The organism is Ewingella americana (genome assembly GCF_006438725.1).
GTDB classification, from domain to species: domain Bacteria; phylum Pseudomonadota; class Gammaproteobacteria; order Enterobacterales; family Enterobacteriaceae; genus Ewingella; species Ewingella americana_A.
Genome location: NZ_RCZD01000002.1, coordinates 328,210 through 345,939 on the forward strand (window position 1 = coordinate 328,210; position 17,730 = coordinate 345,939).

15 protein-coding genes are annotated in these 17,730 nt (G+C 54.4%); 6 read left to right on the top strand and 9 right to left on the bottom strand.

Annotation, left to right across the window (positions count from 1 at the left end; translation table 11 throughout):
* Positions 1-22 precede the first annotated feature (22 nt).
* From copA to ybaL, 5 genes are all read left to right on the top strand, one after another.
* The gene (gene copA / locus EAH77_RS04650; protein ID WP_140470637.1) at positions 23-2,551 is read left to right on the top strand and encodes a copper-exporting P-type ATPase CopA; all 2,529 of its coding nucleotides are present in this window, start codon (positions 23-25) and stop codon (positions 2,549-2,551) included.
* A gap of 51 nt (positions 2,552-2,602) precedes the next feature.
* A complete protein-coding gene (locus EAH77_RS04655) occupies positions 2,603-3,412 on the top strand; it encodes a TraB/GumN family protein (RefSeq protein ID WP_140470638.1) in 810 nt (269 codons plus the stop codon).
* 341 nt (positions 3,413-3,753) lie between these two features.
* Positions 3,754-4,233, top strand: coding sequence for a Cys-tRNA(Pro)/Cys-tRNA(Cys) deacylase YbaK (ybaK, locus tag EAH77_RS04660; protein ID WP_140470639.1), 480 nt, complete (start codon positions 3,754-3,756; stop codon positions 4,231-4,233).
* 52 nt (positions 4,234-4,285) lie between these two features.
* Positions 4,286-5,503 carry an MFS transporter gene (locus EAH77_RS04665; protein ID WP_140470640.1) on the top strand — a complete coding sequence of 406 codons (1,218 nt, stop codon included), beginning with the start codon at positions 4,286-4,288 and terminating at the stop codon, positions 5,501-5,503.
* A 354-nt stretch (positions 5,504-5,857) separates the two neighbouring features.
* Complete coding sequence (ybaL, locus tag EAH77_RS04670; RefSeq protein WP_140470641.1) at positions 5,858-7,549, top strand: YbaL family putative K(+) efflux transporter; 1,692 nt, start codon at positions 5,858-5,860, stop codon at positions 7,547-7,549.
* Positions 7,550-7,597: 48 nt separating this feature from the next.
* Here the strand turns inward: ybaL and EAH77_RS04675 are convergent, their stop codons facing one another.
* The 8 genes from EAH77_RS04675 to EAH77_RS04710 form a co-directional block, all read right to left on the bottom strand.
* Positions 7,598-7,855: a helix-turn-helix domain-containing protein gene (locus EAH77_RS04675; protein ID WP_140470642.1), complete on the bottom strand. Its 258-nt coding sequence runs from the start codon at positions 7,853-7,855 to the stop codon at positions 7,598-7,600.
* 517 nt (positions 7,856-8,372) lie between these two features.
* Positions 8,373-9,692, bottom strand: a complete 1,320-nt coding sequence (locus tag EAH77_RS04680) for an inosine/guanosine kinase (RefSeq protein ID WP_140470643.1) — start codon at positions 9,690-9,692, stop codon at positions 8,373-8,375.
* A 58-nt stretch (positions 9,693-9,750) separates the two neighbouring features.
* Positions 9,751-10,713, bottom strand: coding sequence for a ferrochelatase (gene hemH / locus EAH77_RS04685; protein ID WP_140470644.1), 963 nt, complete (start codon positions 10,711-10,713; stop codon positions 9,751-9,753).
* Positions 10,714-10,943: 230 nt separating this feature from the next.
* Positions 10,944-11,588, bottom strand: a complete 645-nt coding sequence (adk, locus tag EAH77_RS04690; protein ID WP_140470645.1) for an adenylate kinase — start codon at positions 11,586-11,588, stop codon at positions 10,944-10,946.
* A gap of 103 nt (positions 11,589-11,691) precedes the next feature.
* Positions 11,692-12,576 (bottom strand): DMT family transporter, encoded by an 885-nt coding sequence (locus tag EAH77_RS04695; protein WP_140470646.1) that lies wholly within the window; start codon positions 12,574-12,576, stop codon positions 11,692-11,694.
* On the bottom strand, positions 12,573-13,454 hold the full coding sequence (locus tag EAH77_RS04700; protein WP_140470647.1) for a DUF6024 family protein: 882 nt from the start codon (positions 13,452-13,454) through the stop codon (positions 12,573-12,575). Before EAH77_RS04700 ends, EAH77_RS04695 begins: the two co-directional genes overlap by 4 nt.
* On the bottom strand, positions 13,454-13,852 hold the full coding sequence (locus EAH77_RS04705) for an NUDIX hydrolase (RefSeq protein ID WP_140470648.1): 399 nt from the start codon (positions 13,850-13,852) through the stop codon (positions 13,454-13,456). Before EAH77_RS04705 ends, EAH77_RS04700 begins: the two co-directional genes overlap by 1 nt.
* Positions 13,853-13,866: 14 nt before the next feature.
* Positions 13,867-14,538: a hypothetical protein gene (locus EAH77_RS04710; RefSeq protein ID WP_140470869.1), complete on the bottom strand. Its 672-nt coding sequence runs from the start codon at positions 14,536-14,538 to the stop codon at positions 13,867-13,869.
* Between the two features lie 264 nt (positions 14,539-14,802).
* Between EAH77_RS04710 and EAH77_RS04715 the strand changes: the two genes are divergently transcribed.
* Positions 14,803-15,675 (top strand): LysR substrate-binding domain-containing protein, encoded by an 873-nt coding sequence (locus tag EAH77_RS04715; protein ID WP_140470649.1) that lies wholly within the window; start codon positions 14,803-14,805, stop codon positions 15,673-15,675.
* 61 nt (positions 15,676-15,736) lie between these two features.
* Here EAH77_RS04715 and htpG read toward each other — a convergent pair whose 3' ends face one another.
* Positions 15,737-17,605, bottom strand: coding sequence for a molecular chaperone HtpG (gene htpG, locus EAH77_RS04720; RefSeq protein ID WP_161985771.1), 1,869 nt, complete (start codon positions 17,603-17,605; stop codon positions 15,737-15,739).
* Between the last annotated feature and the right edge of the window lie 125 nt (positions 17,606-17,730).

Here is a 17,730-nt window from a genome sequence, read left to right on the forward strand (position 1 = left end):
CGATATCAATGAGGATTTCACCATGACGACCACCGTTTTGAACCTTGAAGGTTTATCCTGCGGGCATTGCGTGGCCTCCACGCGCAAAGCATTAGAAGCCGTTCCCGGCACCACTCAGGTTGACGTCGAACTGAACAAAGCCGTTGTACAAAGTTCAGCCACCAGCCAGCAGTTGATCGACGCGGTTGAAAACGCCGGGTATCACGCAGTACTGGCGGGTGAAGTTCACCCAAAATCTGAGCCGCTGACCGAAAAGGCGAATACTTTACCGGAACCCCTGTCAGCGGCTGCCCAACCTGTTCCGGTCAATCCCCAGGATGACAATGTTCAACTGTTACTCAGCGGCATGAGCTGCGCCAGTTGCGTGAGTAAAGTGCAAAAAGCACTCGAAAGCGTGGAGGGTGTGGCGCAGGCGCGGGTCAATCTGGCGGAACGCAGTGCACTGGTGAGCGGCTCGGCCGACCAGCAGGCGCTGATTAACGCCGTTGAGCGCGCAGGTTATGGCGCAGAAATTATTATTGATGAAACCAAACGCCGTGAGCGGCAGCAGCAAACCGCACGTCGCAGCATGATCCGCTTCAGCTGGCAGGCCGCACTCGGTCTGGCGGCCGGTATTCCGATGATGCTGTGGGGGCTGCTCGGCGGTGAAATGATGGTCACTGCCGCAAATCAGACCGGCTGGCTGATTGTCGGGCTGTTGACGCTGACAATCATGGTGGTTGCGGGTGGCCATTTTTACCGCAGCGCGTGGAAAAGCCTGATGCACGGTAGCGCAAATATGGACACGCTGGTATCGCTCGGGACCGGTGCCGCCTGGGTGTTCTCCTTCGCGGTCTCGCTATGGCCGGACGTGTTCCCGATGCAAGCACGCCACCTTTATTACGAAGCCAGCGTGATGATCATCGGCCTGATTAACCTCGGTCACGCACTGGAACAACGCGGGCGACAGCGCTCGTCCAAAGCGCTGGAACGCCTGCTCGACTTAACCCCGCCAACGGCGAGGGTCGTCACCGAACAGGGCGAAGTCACCCTGCCGCTGGCAGAGGTTCAGCAGGGCATGACGCTGCGCCTGACGACCGGTGACCGCGTGCCGGTTGACGGCGAAATACTGAGCGGTGAAGCCTGGATGGATGAGGCCATGCTGACCGGAGAACCGGTCGCACAGCAGAAATCATCGGGCGAAAACGTGCATGCAGGAACACTGGTGAAAGACGGCAGCGTGCTGTTCCGGGCGGATGCCATCGGCAGCCAGACGACGCTGTCGCGCATTATCAACCTGGTACGACAGGCGCAAAGTAGTAAGCCAGAAATCGGCAAGCTGGCGGATAAAATCTCCTCGGTATTTGTCCCTGCCGTGGTGCTGATTGCCCTGTTCAGCGGCGCGATGTGGTACTTCTTCGGCCCGCAGCCTCAGTTGGTGTACACGCTGGTGATCGTCACCACCGTGTTGATTATTGCCTGCCCTTGCGCATTGGGTCTGGCCACACCGATGTCAATTACTGCCGGTGTGGGCCGCGCCGCCGAATTTGGTGTACTGGTCCGTGATGCTGATGCGCTGCAAAAAGCCAGTTCAGTCACCACCCTGGTGTTCGACAAAACCGGTACCCTGACGGAGGGCCAGCCCAAACTGACTGATATTTTCTGCTTTGAAGGGGTTGATGAGTCTCTGGCGCTGAGTTGGGCGGCGGGTCTGGAACAAGGATCACGCCATCCCCTGGCGCAGGCCATCATTGACCGCGCGGCCGGAATACCGCTTGCTGAGGTGCATAATTTCCGCACGCTGGGGGGGCTGGGGTTAAGCGGTGATGCCAATGGCGTCACGCTGCTGCTGGGCAATAAGGCGTTGCTGGAAGCACATCAGGTGGACGTCAGCGAAGCGGAAACCACGCTGAATGAACAGGCGGAACAGGGAGCGACACCGGTACTGCTGGCGGCTAACGGTAAACTCGCCGCGCTGTTTTCCCTGAAAGATCCGCTGCGGGAAGACAGTGTCAGCGCATTACAACGCCTGCATGGGCTGGGTTACCATCTGGTGATGCTGACCGGCGATAACTCGCGCACGGCGCAGGCGGTGGCGGCACTGGCAGGGATTGATACGGTGATCGCGGGCGTTCGTCCTGACGGCAAAGCTGAAGCAATAAAACAGCTACAGGCGCAGGGCCAGCAGGTGGCAATGATTGGTGATGGCATTAACGACGCCCCCGCGCAGGCGCAGGCGGATGTGGGTATCGCCATGGGTGGCGGCAGCGATGTTGCTATTGAAACCGCGGCGATCACCCTGATGCGCCCAAGCCTGCACGGTGTCGCCGATGCCATGGCGATGTCAAAAGCCACGCTGCGCAACATGAAGCAAAACTTGCTGGGTGCCTTTGTCTATAACGTCATTGGTATTCCAATTGCCGCCGGGGTGCTCTACCCGCTGACCGGCACGTTGCTTAGCCCAGTGGTAGCCGGTGCAGCGATGGCGCTGTCATCAATCACCGTGGTGGCCAACGCGAACCGTTTGTTGCGCTTCACCCCGAAAAATCAAGACTTTCCCCCTGTTCGCTGAACCGGTGACGCGATAGCATGTCCCTTCGTTCATTGAAGGAGACAACGCCGCATGGGCCATATTTTTTACCAACTTGCCCGCTGGCTGGGTCTGCTTTCACCCGCGGAATATCACTATCCGGCCATCGATGTGCAGCTTCCCGGCGATCGACATTTGCATCTGGTGGGCAGCATTCACATGGGCACGATTGACATGCAACCGCTGCCCGAACTACTGATTAAACGCCTTACGCAGGCCGACGCGCTGATTGTTGAAGCGGACATCAGCGGCGCCGAAGCCCCTTTCGGCGACGCCGAGGATCTGCCCCCGCTGGCAGAACGGCTGACCGCACAACAGTACCAGCAGGTCGAGAGTTTGTGTGATGAGCTGGGCACCCCAGTCTACAGCATAGACGCAATGCCCTGCTGGCATGTCGCGCTGATGTTGCAGGCCGGACAAGCGCAGCGTTTGGGGTTACGGGGCGAATACGGCATCGACTATCAACTGTTGCAGGCCGCCAGTCAGCAGCAGAAAAAAGTGATTGAACTTGAAGGTGCGCAGGAGCAGTTGGCGCTGTTAAAACAGCTGCCTGAAGACGGCCGGGCGCTGCTCGATGATACCCTGACCCACTGGCATACCAACGCACGCCTGCTACAAACCATGATCAGTTGGTGGCTGGAGTCACAACCGAGCCAGCCGATTGAGCAGTTGCCCAATACGTTCAGCAATGAACTTTATGATGTGCTGATGCATCAGCGCAATCAACGCTGGAAACAGCAACTTAACGCCCTGCCAGCGGGCAACTATGTGGTTGCCGTCGGCGCGCTGCATCTGTATGGCGAAGGAAATCTGCCGGATCTGCTACAGGAAGGAAAGCGTTGAAGCACTGACAATTCGAAGGAAAAGAGGATAAAAAAATGGCCAATATCTCTATTGGCCAGTCAAAGAGGAACTTCTTTTATTAGTTATAGCTTCAGCACTGGCCCCTTACAAGGCACAGCACCGGCGGCGGTAGGTTAGCAATCTGCATTGGGTCTTGGCAACACCCATTCGCTGGACTACTATTTGCTCTTCGCTCAATAATTACTCTTTGTTGTTTAGTATCAAAAGATTGAGCAGGGTTATTATTTTTTTGCTAATTAAGTCATCGTGGTCGCCGGAAGCCTTTTGTGGTGACTGACACGGTGACTTTTTTATTGGAATGTTCTGTCAGGGGATTGGTCATGACACCAGCAGTAAACTTATTGGAAAAAAACAAGGTGGCCTTCACGCTCCACCCTTACGAGCACAGCAGTGATGAAACCAACTTCGGCGATGAGGCGGTGAAAAAACTCGGGCTGGATGCACGTCAGGTTTATAAAACATTGCTGGTGGCACTCAACGGTGACGCGAAAAATCTGGCTGTGGCCGTGACGCCGGTCGCCACCCAGTTGGATTTGAAAAAAGTCGCCAGGGCGCTCGGAGCCAAGAAAGTCGATATGGCGGATCCACAGCTGGCGCAGCGTGTAACCGGATATCTGGTCGGTGGAATAAGTCCGCTGGGGCAGAAAAAACTGCTGCCGACGGTGATTGATAGCCCTGCGCAGAACTTTGCCACCATTTTTGTATCCGGGGGTAAACGCGGACTTGATATTGAGCTGGCCGCCAGCGATCTTTGTAGCCTGCTGCGCGGAAAGTTTGCTGACATCGCAAAAATCGACTAACTCAATCCGCTACCGTCAACAACGACAACAACAAGAAGAAAGGCCCGACTGAATGACCGACCGTACTGACATCCCCGCTCCGCCGCCAGTGAGCGCCGTGAAGCGCACCGCCTTTTCCATTCTCGCCGCCATCAGCGTTTCGCATCTGCTCAATGACATGATCCAGTCGCTGATCCTGGCGATTTACCCACTGCTGCAAAATGAGTTCTCCCTCAGCTTTACGCAGATCGGCATGATCACCCTGACCTACCAGATCACCGCTTCGCTATTGCAGCCGCTGATTGGCTATTACACCGATAAACATCCGCAACCTTATTCGTTGCCGATTGGCATGGGCTTTACCCTGTCCGGTCTGCTGTTGCTGTCGGTAGCGCAGACCTTCCCGCTGGTGCTGGTGGCGGCGGCGCTGGTCGGTACCGGTTCATCGGTGTTCCACCCGGAGTCTTCACGCGTGGCACGCATGGCCTCGGGTGGGCGTCACGGTCTGGCGCAGTCGGTATTCCAGGTCGGTGGCAACTTCGGCAGTTCACTCGGACCCTTGCTGGCAGCGCTTATCATTGCGCCATACGGTAAAGGCAATGTGGCGTGGTTCTCACTGGCGGCGCTGCTTGGCATCGTGGTGTTGCTGCAAGTCAGTAAGTGGTATCGCCAACAGCAGCAGATCATCAAGAAACGCAGCCCGGTGGCCGGCAATGTGACGGTGCTTCCACGCAAAACCGTGGCGTTATCGATGGGTATTCTGCTGGTCCTGGTGTTCTCGAAATACTTCTACCTGACCAGCCTGAGCAGTTATTACACCTTCTATCTGATTCACAAATTCGGCGTGTCAATTCAGAACGCGCAGATCCACCTGTTTGTGTTTCTGTTCGCCGTGGCGGCAGGCACTATTATTGGCGGACCGGTTGGCGATAAGATCGGCCGCAAATACGTCATTTGGGCCTCAATTCTTGGCGTAGCGCCCTTCACGCTGATGCTGCCTCACGCCAACCTGATGTGGACCAGCATATTGAGCGTGATTATCGGGGTGATTCTTGCATCCGCGTTCTCAGCGATTTTAGTCTTCGCACAGGAACTGATCCCCGGCAAAGTAGGAATGGTGTCCGGGTTATTCTTCGGTCTGGCGTTTGGTATGGGTGGCCTTGGCGCAGCAGTGTTGGGCTATGTGGCAGACCGCACCAGCATTGAGCTGGTCTATCAGATCTGTGCCTTCCTACCCCTCCTCGGGATTCTGACGGCATTCCTGCCGAATCTTGAACGAAAACAGTCTTAAACCTCCTGCCTTGTGCTGCCGGTACTGAAGTATCGGCAGCACCTTTGCCTTGTCCGATCAAACCTTGCTGTGCAAAACTCAGTTAAATGTCACTCTCAGCCTGATTTTCTTCAGGCGCGTTATTTTTGATATTCAGGGCACTTTTTCCTGCACATCAAAACCCGATTTACCATAAACTGGTTAACAATCTCTTACATTTACACAAAATGATTCGAGTTGCAGCACGACGGCAACTGAATGAGTCCCGGGGAGCATGGCCGCCCATGTGACCTGGGTGAATGAAGGCAGCCAACAAAGCCGCAACGCGAAGCATGACGTGTATATTGGCCTGATGTATCGCAAGAAGGAGTCTGGATGCACAATTCTACGCCCTTGATCACTACTATCGTCGGCGGCCTGGTGCTGGCGTTCCTGTTCGGGATGCTCGCCAATCGTCTTAAAATCTCCCCTCTGGTTGGCTATCTGGCCGCAGGCGTTCTGGCCGGGCCGTTCACGCCGGGTTTTGTCGCGGATACTTCTCTTGCTCCAGAGCTGGCGGAAATTGGCGTCATCCTGCTGATGTTTGGCGTAGGTTTGCATTTCTCCCTCAAAGATCTTCTGGCGGTTAAATCCATCGCCATTCCCGGCGCAGTGATCCAAATCGCCGTCGCAACGCTGCTCGGTATCGGCCTGTCGCGGCTACTCGGCTGGGATCTGGGTGCGGGAGTGGTCTTCGGATTGTGCCTTTCCACCGCCAGTACCGTGGTGTTGCTGCGCGCGCTGGAGGAACGGCAACTGATTGACAGCCAGCGTGGGCAGATTGCCATCGGCTGGCTGATTGTTGAAGATCTGGTGATGGTGCTGGCGCTGGTTCTGCTGCCGGCCTTCAGCAATATGATTGACAATAATCACTCCAGTTTCACCGGTCTCGCTCTGGAGTTGGTGATAACCCTCGGTAAAGTCGTGGCTTTCGTTACGCTGATGTTAGTGGTTGGCCGCCGTCTGGTGCCATGGATTCTGGCCAAAACCGCCAGTACCGGCTCGCGTGAGCTGTTTACGCTGGCCGTGTTGGCGCTGGCGCTGGGTATCGCGTATGGCGCCGTCAAACTGTTCGACGTCTCCTTCGCATTGGGTGCGTTCTTTGCCGGGATGGTATTGAATGAATCCGAACTCAGCCATCGTGCGGCGCATGACACCCTGCCGCTGCGCGATGCCTTTGCAGTGCTGTTCTTTGTGTCGGTCGGCATGCTGTTTGACCCGCTGATTATTCTGCATGAGCCGCTGGCCGTGCTGGCAACGCTCGGCATCATCGTGTTCGGTAAGTCCATCGCCGCCTTCCTGCTGGTAAAAACCTTCGGCCACTCGCGGCGCACCGCCCTGACGATTTCCGTCAGTCTGGCGCAGATCGGCGAATTCGCTTTTATTCTGGCCGGGCTTGGCATCACGCTCGGTTTACTGTCAGAACATGGGCGCAATCTGGTGCTGGCCGGAGCGATTCTGTCAATTATGCTCAATCCGCTGCTGTTCAGTCTGCTGGAAAGTTATCTGGTCAAAACGGAAACTATCGAGGATCAGAGCGTCGAGGAGGCGGTCGAGGACGAGAAGCAGATCCCCTTCGATTTATGTAACCACGCCCTGCTGGTCGGTTATGGGCGCGTCGGCAGCCTGTTGGGTGAAAAGCTACAAGCTGCCGGGATCCCGCTGGTAGTAATTGAAAACTCCCGGCCACGGGTCGAAGCGCTGCGTGCACAGGGCATCAGCACGGTGCTCGGTAATGCGGCCAATCAGGAAGTGATGGATCTGGCCCGTCTCGACTGTGCCCGCTGGCTACTGGTGACCATTCCTAACGGCTACGAAGCCGGTGAGATTGTCGCGTCTGCCCGCGTCAAGCGCCCTAACATCGAGATCATCGCCCGCGCCCACTACGACGACGAGGTGCAATACATCATGGAGCGTGGAGCCAATGAAGTGGTGATGGGTGAACGGGAAATCGCCAATAGCATGCTGAACATGTTGCACGTCGATCTGCTCAGCGACGAAGAGAAGCGACCATTTTGCCCGACTTGATGCAGGAATAAATAACCCGGGCGCGGCATGATGCTGCGCCCTTTTGTTTTATGCCTTTCTCAACGTTTTGATAATCACTTTCCCTGCCCCATCGTAATAACGGCTTGGCCAGATCTGCGCCGCAGGAACACCAATCGCTCTGGCAATCAGCAATTCCCCTTTCGGCCACGGCCGGCTTAACGCATTCGCCAATGTCGAAGAAGACAAACCCGCCGCCCTCGACGCCGCCGCCAGCGTGGTGCCCTTCTTACGCAATGCCGCAATAATATCGGCCTGATGCCAGTCGGCGCGTTGGTTTTTACTCATAGTTCACCTCAGTGATTCCAGCTAATCAAACGCCATAAAGGCGCATCTGTTTTCCAGTTTTCACAGGGCGCAATTCCCGGCTGCGAACTTGCCACAGCACGATGATCATAATTAAACGAATCACAGGCTGACAATAGCCGAATCAGTAACTTGCGAGTAAAATTCCAGTAAATATCAGGCATTACATGACGTTGCAGCGAAGGAGAAAACTTTCGATTTAAAAGTCCAGGCCGCATTCAAAAATGGCGCCGAACAAGAGGTGCAAAAACGCGCGTTTTTTTTGCGCGGGTTGAAACCCGCCGTGAGGGCACCGCAACGCGGCGATATTTTGCGGCTGTAACGGAAATAGCTGAAACATGGCCATCCCGATTCAGCGATAGCGCGGAGTGAAAAGAGCGTAGAGACCAGAGACCCGCGCGACTGCGGGTCTCTGGTCGGTGTGGGCCGACGCCCACGGTTTTGACCTTGAATTGGAATGTGAACTAAAAGCGCATTTGGAGCCGCCGCCCCAACAAACTCACCGTTCCCAATACGACTCTTCCAAACTGTCTTCCCGCTCCGGCAACCCCCGCGTCAGCCTTGGCGAATGCTGATTCAGCACCTGATAACTCACGCGGTTAGCGTATTTACACACCTGCGCCAGTGACGAATAGGTCAGGTAGTCGCGGGAATGTTTGCTGGAGTTCGGCACGCTGCTGCGGTGGAAACCGTTGGCAGCAATGTCGTGCAACAGCGCAGAGAGTGCGCCGTCGCCCGCGCCGTTGGTGTTCATGATCTTCTCCGGCCCGCCCATGTAAGGCGCGATGTGCGAATAGATCTTCAGCGGCGTCTGGCAGCAGTCGCGGCGCATGGCGCGGCTGAATTCATACTGGTTGAACTCGGCAATCGCGCCCGGCAACAGTGGATGATTGGTGATGCGCTTGAACGCTTCTTCGGTATAACTGGCCATAAACAGACCGTTCGGCCCGGCGGTGCATAAGACTAAATCCACCCAGTCCAGCGCTTTATCCGCCGCCATCAGCGGGTCTTTCAGGCCGGTCAGCGCGAAGCCTTCATCTTCATTCATTGCCAGAATTGAGACGTTATCACGGATGAAATCGCGCCATGCCTGCGGGTTTTCGGCGATGACAAACTGGGTGCCCAGCGTCAACACCACCGGCACCTGATACTTCTTGGCGTAGGCGATAGCCTGCAAGGTGGCGTCCGGCATGGGTTCGCCTTCGCCGCTGCGCAGCAGATACGAAGTGAGTACCAGCGCCGATGCACCGGCGATCACCTCTTCCGGTACGCTCTCCTGGCGCAGATTGTTCATGTGCCCAGGGCTGATGGCGAAAGTACGCTCCCCGCTGTCACTGATCAGCGTAAAGCAGCGGCCAATCGCGCCGTCAACACCCTGTAAATAGTTGAGATCCACACGGCTCGAGGTGTTGCACAGATAGCGGTAGGCGTAACTGCCGATCTGCACATGGCTGCACATCACGCCCAGCAGTACCGAGCGGTCATCCGCCAGCACCGAATAGTTGTGCAATGTGTTGCCGATGGTGCCACCGGCAAACTGATGAGTGATCAATGCTTCGCGCATCAGTTCCTGATACAGCGCTTCGGCGGTATCGTCGTCAATGACGCTCGATTCACCGGCTTTCAGGCCATAACGCGCAACGAAGTCTTCATCCACCCGGGCTTCAATATCCACCATCGTCTGGTCGATACCGACAATATAGGACGCCCCCGCTTCGCTTTCCGGCTGCATCTGTTGCAGCATCGAATCACGCAATAACGGGTCACGTGCGCTGACCGGGAAATAGTGTTTTGACTTACGTTTACCAGGAAATTTCATTGATGTTCTCTGTGGTTCAAAAGCGCGAAATGTGTCAGCTATTTTTCAGACCGGCCGGTCAGAAGTGCTGGGTGACCAGCTGTTGCAACAGGTCAATATGCTCTGGCTGATCGTTGAGCGCGTCGATGTAGTCGAAGCGTTCGCCACCGGCGTGCATAAAGATCTCGCGGTTCTCTTCTTTAATCTCTTCCAGCGTCTCCAGGCAGTCAGACGCAAAGCCCGGACACATAATCTGAATATTCTTGATGCCCTGCGCAGGCAGGCCTTTCAGCGTTTCGTCGGTGTACGGCGTCAGCCACGGCTCGCGGCCAAAGCGCGACTGGAAGGTCAGCATGATTTTACCGGTTGGCAGGCCAAGGGCTTCGGTCAGCGCCTGAGCGGTGTCATGACAGCGCTGTTCGTAGTCATCGCCCAGTGCCACAAAGCGTTTTGGAATGCCGTGGAAAGAGAGGATCAGGCGGTCTGGCTCGCCGCGCTCGGCAAAAGAGCGCAGCACGGTGGCTTTCAATGCAGAGATATAGGCTGGATGCTCGGCGTAATCACGAATAAAACTGACCGACGGTAAACGGCGCTGCTCTTTAAGCACCCGCGCCACGCCGTCGAATACGGCGGCGCTGGTTGAGCAGGAGTATTGCGGGTAAAGCGGCAACACCACCATTTTGGTGACACCCTGCGCCAGTAATTTTCCAATGGCGTCCTGCATGCTCGGGTTACCGTAGCTCATCGCCAGTTCGACTGGCGTGCCCGGCAGGCGTTCGGCCAGCGCTTTTTGCTGACGACGGCTGAAGACCATCAGCGGTGAGCCCTCTTCCATCCACACAGCTTTGTACAGTTTGGAGACGCGCGTTGAGCGCAGCGGCAAAACTACGCCATAAAGGATAGGTAACCAGATCAGCCGGCTGGTGTCGACAACGCGGATATCACTTAAAAATTCAGCCAGATACTTTCTTACGGCCTGCGGCGTAGGTGCTTCGGGGGTACCGAGATTGACCAGTAACACACCGAATTTCGTCTGCATCATACTGAATTTCCTAAATTAATGAGGCCAATGAGCCAGAACAATACGAAGCAGCCCGAAAGTGCTTCAACGTAACGACCTATATTGTAACTAAATTGTCCCGAATCGGAACCGATAACAGCCAATGGCAGGAGTAATCAATCAGGGTAACGTGCAGGGAAAATACGGGGAATTAAAATAACAAAGGCGACCGGAGTCGCCTTTGTGTCATGCGGTTTTCATGCTGAAAATAATCAGCCCAGAATCTGAGCCAATTCCTGACGCACTTCGTCAACTTTCTGTGTGCCGTCGATGCGCACATATTTCGTGTTACCCGCTTCAGCTTCTTTGCTGTAGTAGGAGATCAAAGGCTCGGTCAGCTCATGGTATTCCACCAGACGCTTACGCACGGTTTCTTCCTGATCGTCTTTACGGGCGATCAAGTCTTCGCCGGTCACATCATCTTTACCTTCCACTTTCGAAGGGTTGAATTTGATGTGGTACACGCGGCCAGAGCCAGGGTGTACGCGACGGCCAACGATACGATCAACGATCAGTTCGTCCGGTACGTCAAATTCCAGAACGTAATCCACTTTGATGCCAGCGTCTTTCATTGCATCGGCCTGGGGAATAGTGCGCGGGAAGCCGTCCAGCAGGAAACCTTTACGGCAGTCTTCCTGTTGAATACGCTCTTTTACCAGTGCAATCACTAACTCATCGGTCACCAGTTTCCCGGCGTCCATAATTTCTTTTGCTTTCTTGCCGAGTTCACTTCCGGCTTTCACAGCTGCGCGCAACATATCACCGGTAGAAATTTGCGGAATGCCATATTTCTCCATGATGAATTGAGCCTGTGTACCTTTACCAGCGCCCGGAGCGCCCAGCAGAATGATACGCATTGCGTAAATCCCCTTGCATGTAATTTTTATTAAAACGCACAAAACGACCAACCATACCATTCTGCACGCCCTTCCTCAAGGAAGGGACATTGCGCGAAGCGGCTCAGGCCAGTGCTTCCTGACGTTTTACCCGCAAGGTTTGCGATACCACAGCCAACACAATGATGCATCCGCCGACGATGGCCTGTGGGGTCGGTGCTTCGTGTAAAAACAGGTAGATCCACAGCGGCGCCAGCGCGGTTTCCAGCAGTAAAAACAGCCCGGCATTGACCGGTGAAACAAAGCGCGTGGAGAGAGAAATCAGCCCCATCGCCAGCGGCATAATGACAGCACCTTCGATAGCCAGCCACAGCCACTGATAATGCGAGAGCAATGGAACGCCGTGCAGCACGCTGCCGCCCGTGAAGGCCACCACGCAGGCTGATGCCAAAACACCGCCAATCGAAGGCAAGCCGACGGTGCCGTTTTCGACTTTCGAGGCAAAAATAAACGCCAGCGCCATCGATACGGCCGTCGCCAGGGCAAAATAGTTAGCCATCGGGTCATGCCCTTCCGAGCGCCCGGTCATGACTATCGCCACCCCCAGCATTCCCGCGATGGCCGCCATCATCAGGGTCTTGTCGATTTTAGTGCCAAAGAACAGCCGTGAAATAATCGCCGAAACAAACGGCGTCGAGGAGATAATCACCAGCACTGTCGCGATGCTGCCCCGGTTTAACGCATTAACGAAGCAAGCCGACGCCACGCAAAAAAACAGCGTCGAGAGCGCGTTTTGCCGTGTGATCCACGGCACGCCCAAGATTGCCCGGCTTTTCGGCCATAGCAGATAGACCAGCACCACCAGCCCCCACATGAAGAGGCCGCGCAACATCACGATCATCCACGAGTTATCAATGCTCATCAGGCGGATAAATACCGAATCCGTACTCAGAATTATTCCGCCCAGAATACCGATAAGATTGCCGTTAACGGGGGTAGATTTACTCATTTTTGACTCCAGAGTCGGGCTAAGTCGTCAATCACACTTCCCGTGTGATCGGTGTGTTGCGAGCGGTTGCCCCGCGTCCAGCGCGATATGCGCAGAGTTTGGGAATGCTCAAAATAGCTGCCGTCCATTTGCTTAATTTTGCGCAGCTGTTCTTCCGAAAGCGTTGCCACAGGGAAACAGGCAAACGGCAAACCGGAGGCACTGACCGAGGTGAGTCGCAGACCGTTGGTCAGCGGCAAGTCGATCTTTTCAATGCTGGCCACGTTATACGGCTGCCAGGCCGGGTCATCCATGACGTCAATTGCCTCCTGCAGTGGCCGTTGCGACACAGTGGAACCCTCGAACAAGCGCAGTTCACTGCGAAACAGACAGCTGTAATGTTCGGGTCGTACAGCAATAATCGATAACCCTACCGCCACCGAGGCATGTTTATGCAACGGTGCGAGGAAAATCGAACTGTTGCCGATCAGTTCGTCATGCAGACCGGTAGCAAAACTGTGTGATGCATCCACCACCGCTTTACCTTCGGTGTTTCCAAGATCGCTTATCACGCCGGTGTAAGGATTGACGTGCGTAACGATATTGATGCCGCTGTTTTGCGCCGAGGCATCACTGAGCCTCTGGTTGGAAAACAGCAGTTCTATCGGCTGATAGTGGCGGTGCTGGCCCAGTTGCAACGTCAGCTGATGTTTATGCAACAAGTGAGATAACATGGCTAAGCCGACACACACCGATTGCACCAAAAAAATGTCATAATTCTCAAGCCGATAGACGGTCGTCAGCTTGTCGCGCAGAACTTCCCGCAGCCGGTTAACTTCCCTGTAATAGTGGTCACCGTGCTGTTGCTGCAAGGCGGGAGCAAGTGATGAGGGATCCATCAGTCAATCAACTCACGCTGGTACAGTAACGGCAGGACGTTGTCGCGAAACACGGATCCCACTCCCACTTCGCAAGGCGGCTTGCGGTAATTCACCCAGGCTATTTCAGCGATCTCCGCGCTGGCGACCGGTTGCCCCACCACTTCCACCTGATACACATGATTTTCAATCGCAACTTTTTCGAATTCAGCCACGCCGTGAAATAACCCCAGCGGGGTTATTTTTGCAGTATCCACGTTCAGCTCTTCTTTCAGTTCACGTTTCAGACAGCTGATGTGATCCTCTCCCGTCAGCGGTTTGCCGCCGGGGGAGATAAAAATATCGGTACCGCGTTTGCGCGTGAGTAATAACGCGCGGTCACGGATGATCACTGCCGAACATTTGACGATAGTTTTCATCGCAATACCTTTAATTACGCCGCAGCATGCGCCGCAGTTCTTGGCCCAAGATTCAGGGTTTCACCTGAAAGGAATTTAACGATATTCAGTGCCAGCGGAGTTTTCTCATTCAGATAAGCCAGAATGGTTTCGTCGCTAGGCGTGGAGAAGCTGTCGCCGAAAATACTGACGCCTTCCAGTGATTTGGTAGAAATACCCAGTTGCAGCAGACGGTATTTCACGTCATCGGCTGATTGGGCAAATTCGTAAATTGGCGAATGGTATTGGATGTCGAATTGATTCATCAGATTCACCAGGAAATCTTTCGCCACCTGACGCTGTTCAGGGAATTCCTGCTGATAATGGGTAATGCCGTCGTTAATGATGCTGATATCGTTGCGGCGGCAGAAGTCCACCAGATGGGCATGAATTGCCAGTTTTTCACCGAGTAAAACCAAGTTCTTACGGTGGCGCAGAATATCGCTTTCAATATTTTCAATCGCGATGGAGCGGAAAGTCCCGCTGATATCTTCCACCGTGTGTTCCACCACGAGTTCGCCAAAGCGGTTACGTAATTCTTCGACGCGGTGCGCCAGAATGCCGCGATGTAGCGAGCAGCCGCTGTTGGCCGAATAGAGATGAACCGGGATACCTTGTAACATCAGATAACATGCTGCCAGGGTGCTGTCGCGCCCCCCGGTAAACATAACGAGCTGCGTTCTTGGAACCGAATGTGCTGTAGAAGTCGATTTATCAGAAAGTGAGTTGTTCATAGTCATCCTTATTTTTTTACAGACATAACCAGCGCGCTGGGCGCAGACTGGCGCATCTATTGATGTTTATTCAATAAAATTACAGCGCCTGTTGGGGGAGATGTGCTTCGGAACAAGATCGAGACTAATGGGTTTTTTTGGCACAAGAAAATGATATAAATAGACATCAGAGTTGAATTAATCTAACAAGGTTGAAACATGGCTGACTTACCGGCGCTCCGCGCATTGCACTATTTCAAGCAGGCCGCGCTGTTTGAAAGTTTTAGTCTGGCGGCGGAATCACTGAATGTGACGCACAGTGCGGTGAGTCATCAGATAAAAAACCTGGAAGGCTGGTTGGGGACGGCGTTATTTAAACGCGCCGCAGGACGGGTATATTTAACCCGCGATGGGGAGAAATTAAAAAAATGCTGCGACCAGGCGTTCAGTGAAATAGAAAATACCTGCCGTGAAATAAAAGCCCGGCAGGAAAATAACTTAATTATTTCCTGCGCGCCCAGTTTTCTGGCGCAATGGTTAATTCCGCGTATTAGCCGCTTTTCAGAACGGCATGAAAATATCGTTTTGACATTTCAGACGCACACCGATGTACAGCAAATCCACGAACAGCGCACCGATATTCTGATCAAAAGTAATGAGAGCCAGCTGACCAGTGAGATTGAATCGACGCTGATCACCGTCGATTATATCGGCCCGGTATGCTCACCGGGTTTCCGTCACCGTTTCACTTACCAGACTGATTTTTCCACCCTGCCGTTGCTGCACGCTGACACCAAGATCAACGCCTGGCAGGAGTGGGCCAGAAAAACCAATGCCAAAGGGAACTTTGTGGCGGGTAAACATTTCGACAATTTGACGCTGGCGATTCAGGCAGCAAAAAACGGACTGGGGATCATCATGACACCGCAGATCCTGGTGAAGAAAGAGTTACAGGAAGGTTCGGTGATCGCCCCTCTGGGGTTTGCTGAAGTGGATCGCGCCACCTATATGTTGGTGAAAAGCAGCCGCAGCCAGGAACCGGAGATCACCGCGTTTCGCAGTTGGTTGCTGGAAGAAGCCAGCAGCGGATAGCCGGCAAAAAAAAGCCCCGTCGGGAGACAGGGCTGGGGTTCAAACGTTATTTCGCGAACGATTAAGCTTGTAAAAGTTGGTTCATACGACGGATGAACAGGTTTGGATCTTCCAGCGTACCGCGTTCAGCAAACAGCGCCTGATCGAGCAACAGTTCAACCCACTCGCTAAATTGTGCGTCGTCAGTAACGTCCGAAGCGCGTTTTACCAGTGCGTGATCCGGGTTCAGTTCGAAGATGTATTTCACTTCAGGCGCGTCCTGACCGGCAGCAGCAAACAGTTTCGCCATCTGGGTGGTCATTTCGTCAGCGCCGGTGGTGACAATCGCCGGAGTATCGGTCAGACGGTGCGTCAGACGCACATCTTTCACGCGATCGGCCAGCAGCGTTTTGACACGCTCGACGAACGGCTCCAGCGCCTTCTCCGCTTCTTTCTGCTCTTCGCTCTCTTCGTCTGCCAGTTTGTCCAGTGTGTCGTCAGCTTTGCTGACGGACTGGAAGACTTTGCCGTCGAATTCGGTCAGGTAGCTCATCATCCATTCGTCGATGCGATCGGATAACAGCAGGACTTCAATGCCTTTTTTGCGGAACAGTTCCAGATGCGGGCTGCTCTTCGCGGCGGCGTAGCTATCAGCGGTGATGTAGTAAATTTTGTCCTGACCTTCCACCATCTTGGCAACGTACTCTTCCAGCGACAGAGTCTGTTCGCTGCTGTCGTTGCGGGTGCTGGCAAAACGCAGCAGTTTGGCGATCGCTTCTTTGTTCGCGCCATCTTCTGCCGGGCCTTCTTTCAATACCAGACCAAACTGTTTCCAGAATTGCAGGTATTTCTCGTTGTCATCTTTCGCCAGTTTTTCCAGCATTTGCAGGACACGTTTGGTCAGCGCACTGCGCAGGTTCTGGGTAATACGGCTGTCTTGCAGAATTTCACGCGAGACGTTCAGCGGCAGATCGTTGGAGTCGATCAGGCCACGCACGAAACGCAGGTAGTTCGGCATAAACTGCTCGGCTTCATCCATGATAAAGACGCGCTGCACGTACAGTTTCAGGCCGTGCTTGTGGTCGCGGTTCCACATATCCCACGGTGCCTGGGACGGAATGTACAACAGGCTGGTGTACTCCTGCTTCCCTTCAACGCGGTTGTGGCTCCAGCTCAGCGGATCACTGAAATCATGGGAGATGTGTTTGTAGAATTCGACGTACTCTTCGTCGGTCACTTCCGCTTTACCACGGGTCCACAGGGCTTGTGCCTTGTTGATTTGTTCCCAGGTCACGGTACCGTCTTCTTCGTTGCGGGTTTCTACTTCAACCGGCAGCGCAATATGGTCTGAGTATTTGCTGATGATCGAACGCACGCGCCAGTCGTCGAGGAACTCGTCCTGATCTTCACGCAGGTGAAGGGTAATTTCAGTGCCGCGTTCAGCTTTCTCGATATCAGCCAGGGTGTATTCACCTTCACCGGCAGATTCCCAGAATACGCCCTCTTCCGGCGCTGCGCCTGCAGCACGGGTGCGCACGGTGACTTTATCCGCCACGATGAACGCAGAATAGAAACCCACACCAAACTGGCCGATCAGCTGGCTGTCTTTCGCCTGCTCAGAACCGACAGACTGCAGGAAAGCTTTGGTGCCGGATTTCGCGATAGTGCCAAGGTTGTCGATCACTTCGTCACGGCTCATGCCGATGCCGTTATCGCTTAAGGTCAGGGTGCGTTTTTCTTTATCAAACGCCAGACGCACGTGCAGTTCGCCGTCACCTTCATACAGTTCCGGCTTGGACAGCGCGCGAAAGCGCAGCTTGTCGGCAGCATCCGAGGCATTGGAAATCAGCTCGCGCAGAAAAATTTCTTTGTTGGAATACAACGAGTGGATCATCAGATGCAGCAGCTGTTTAACTTCAGACTGGAATCCGCGGGTTTCTTGTCCTTTCATACTCATCAAATTACCTCAATCACACTGTTTGATTTGTCATTACGCTGGAAAGCCCGGCCTTACGGCGGCACGCTTGCCAAAAAAGTAAAACGCTGAGGAGTAGATGGGGTTTTAATATGGGGAAT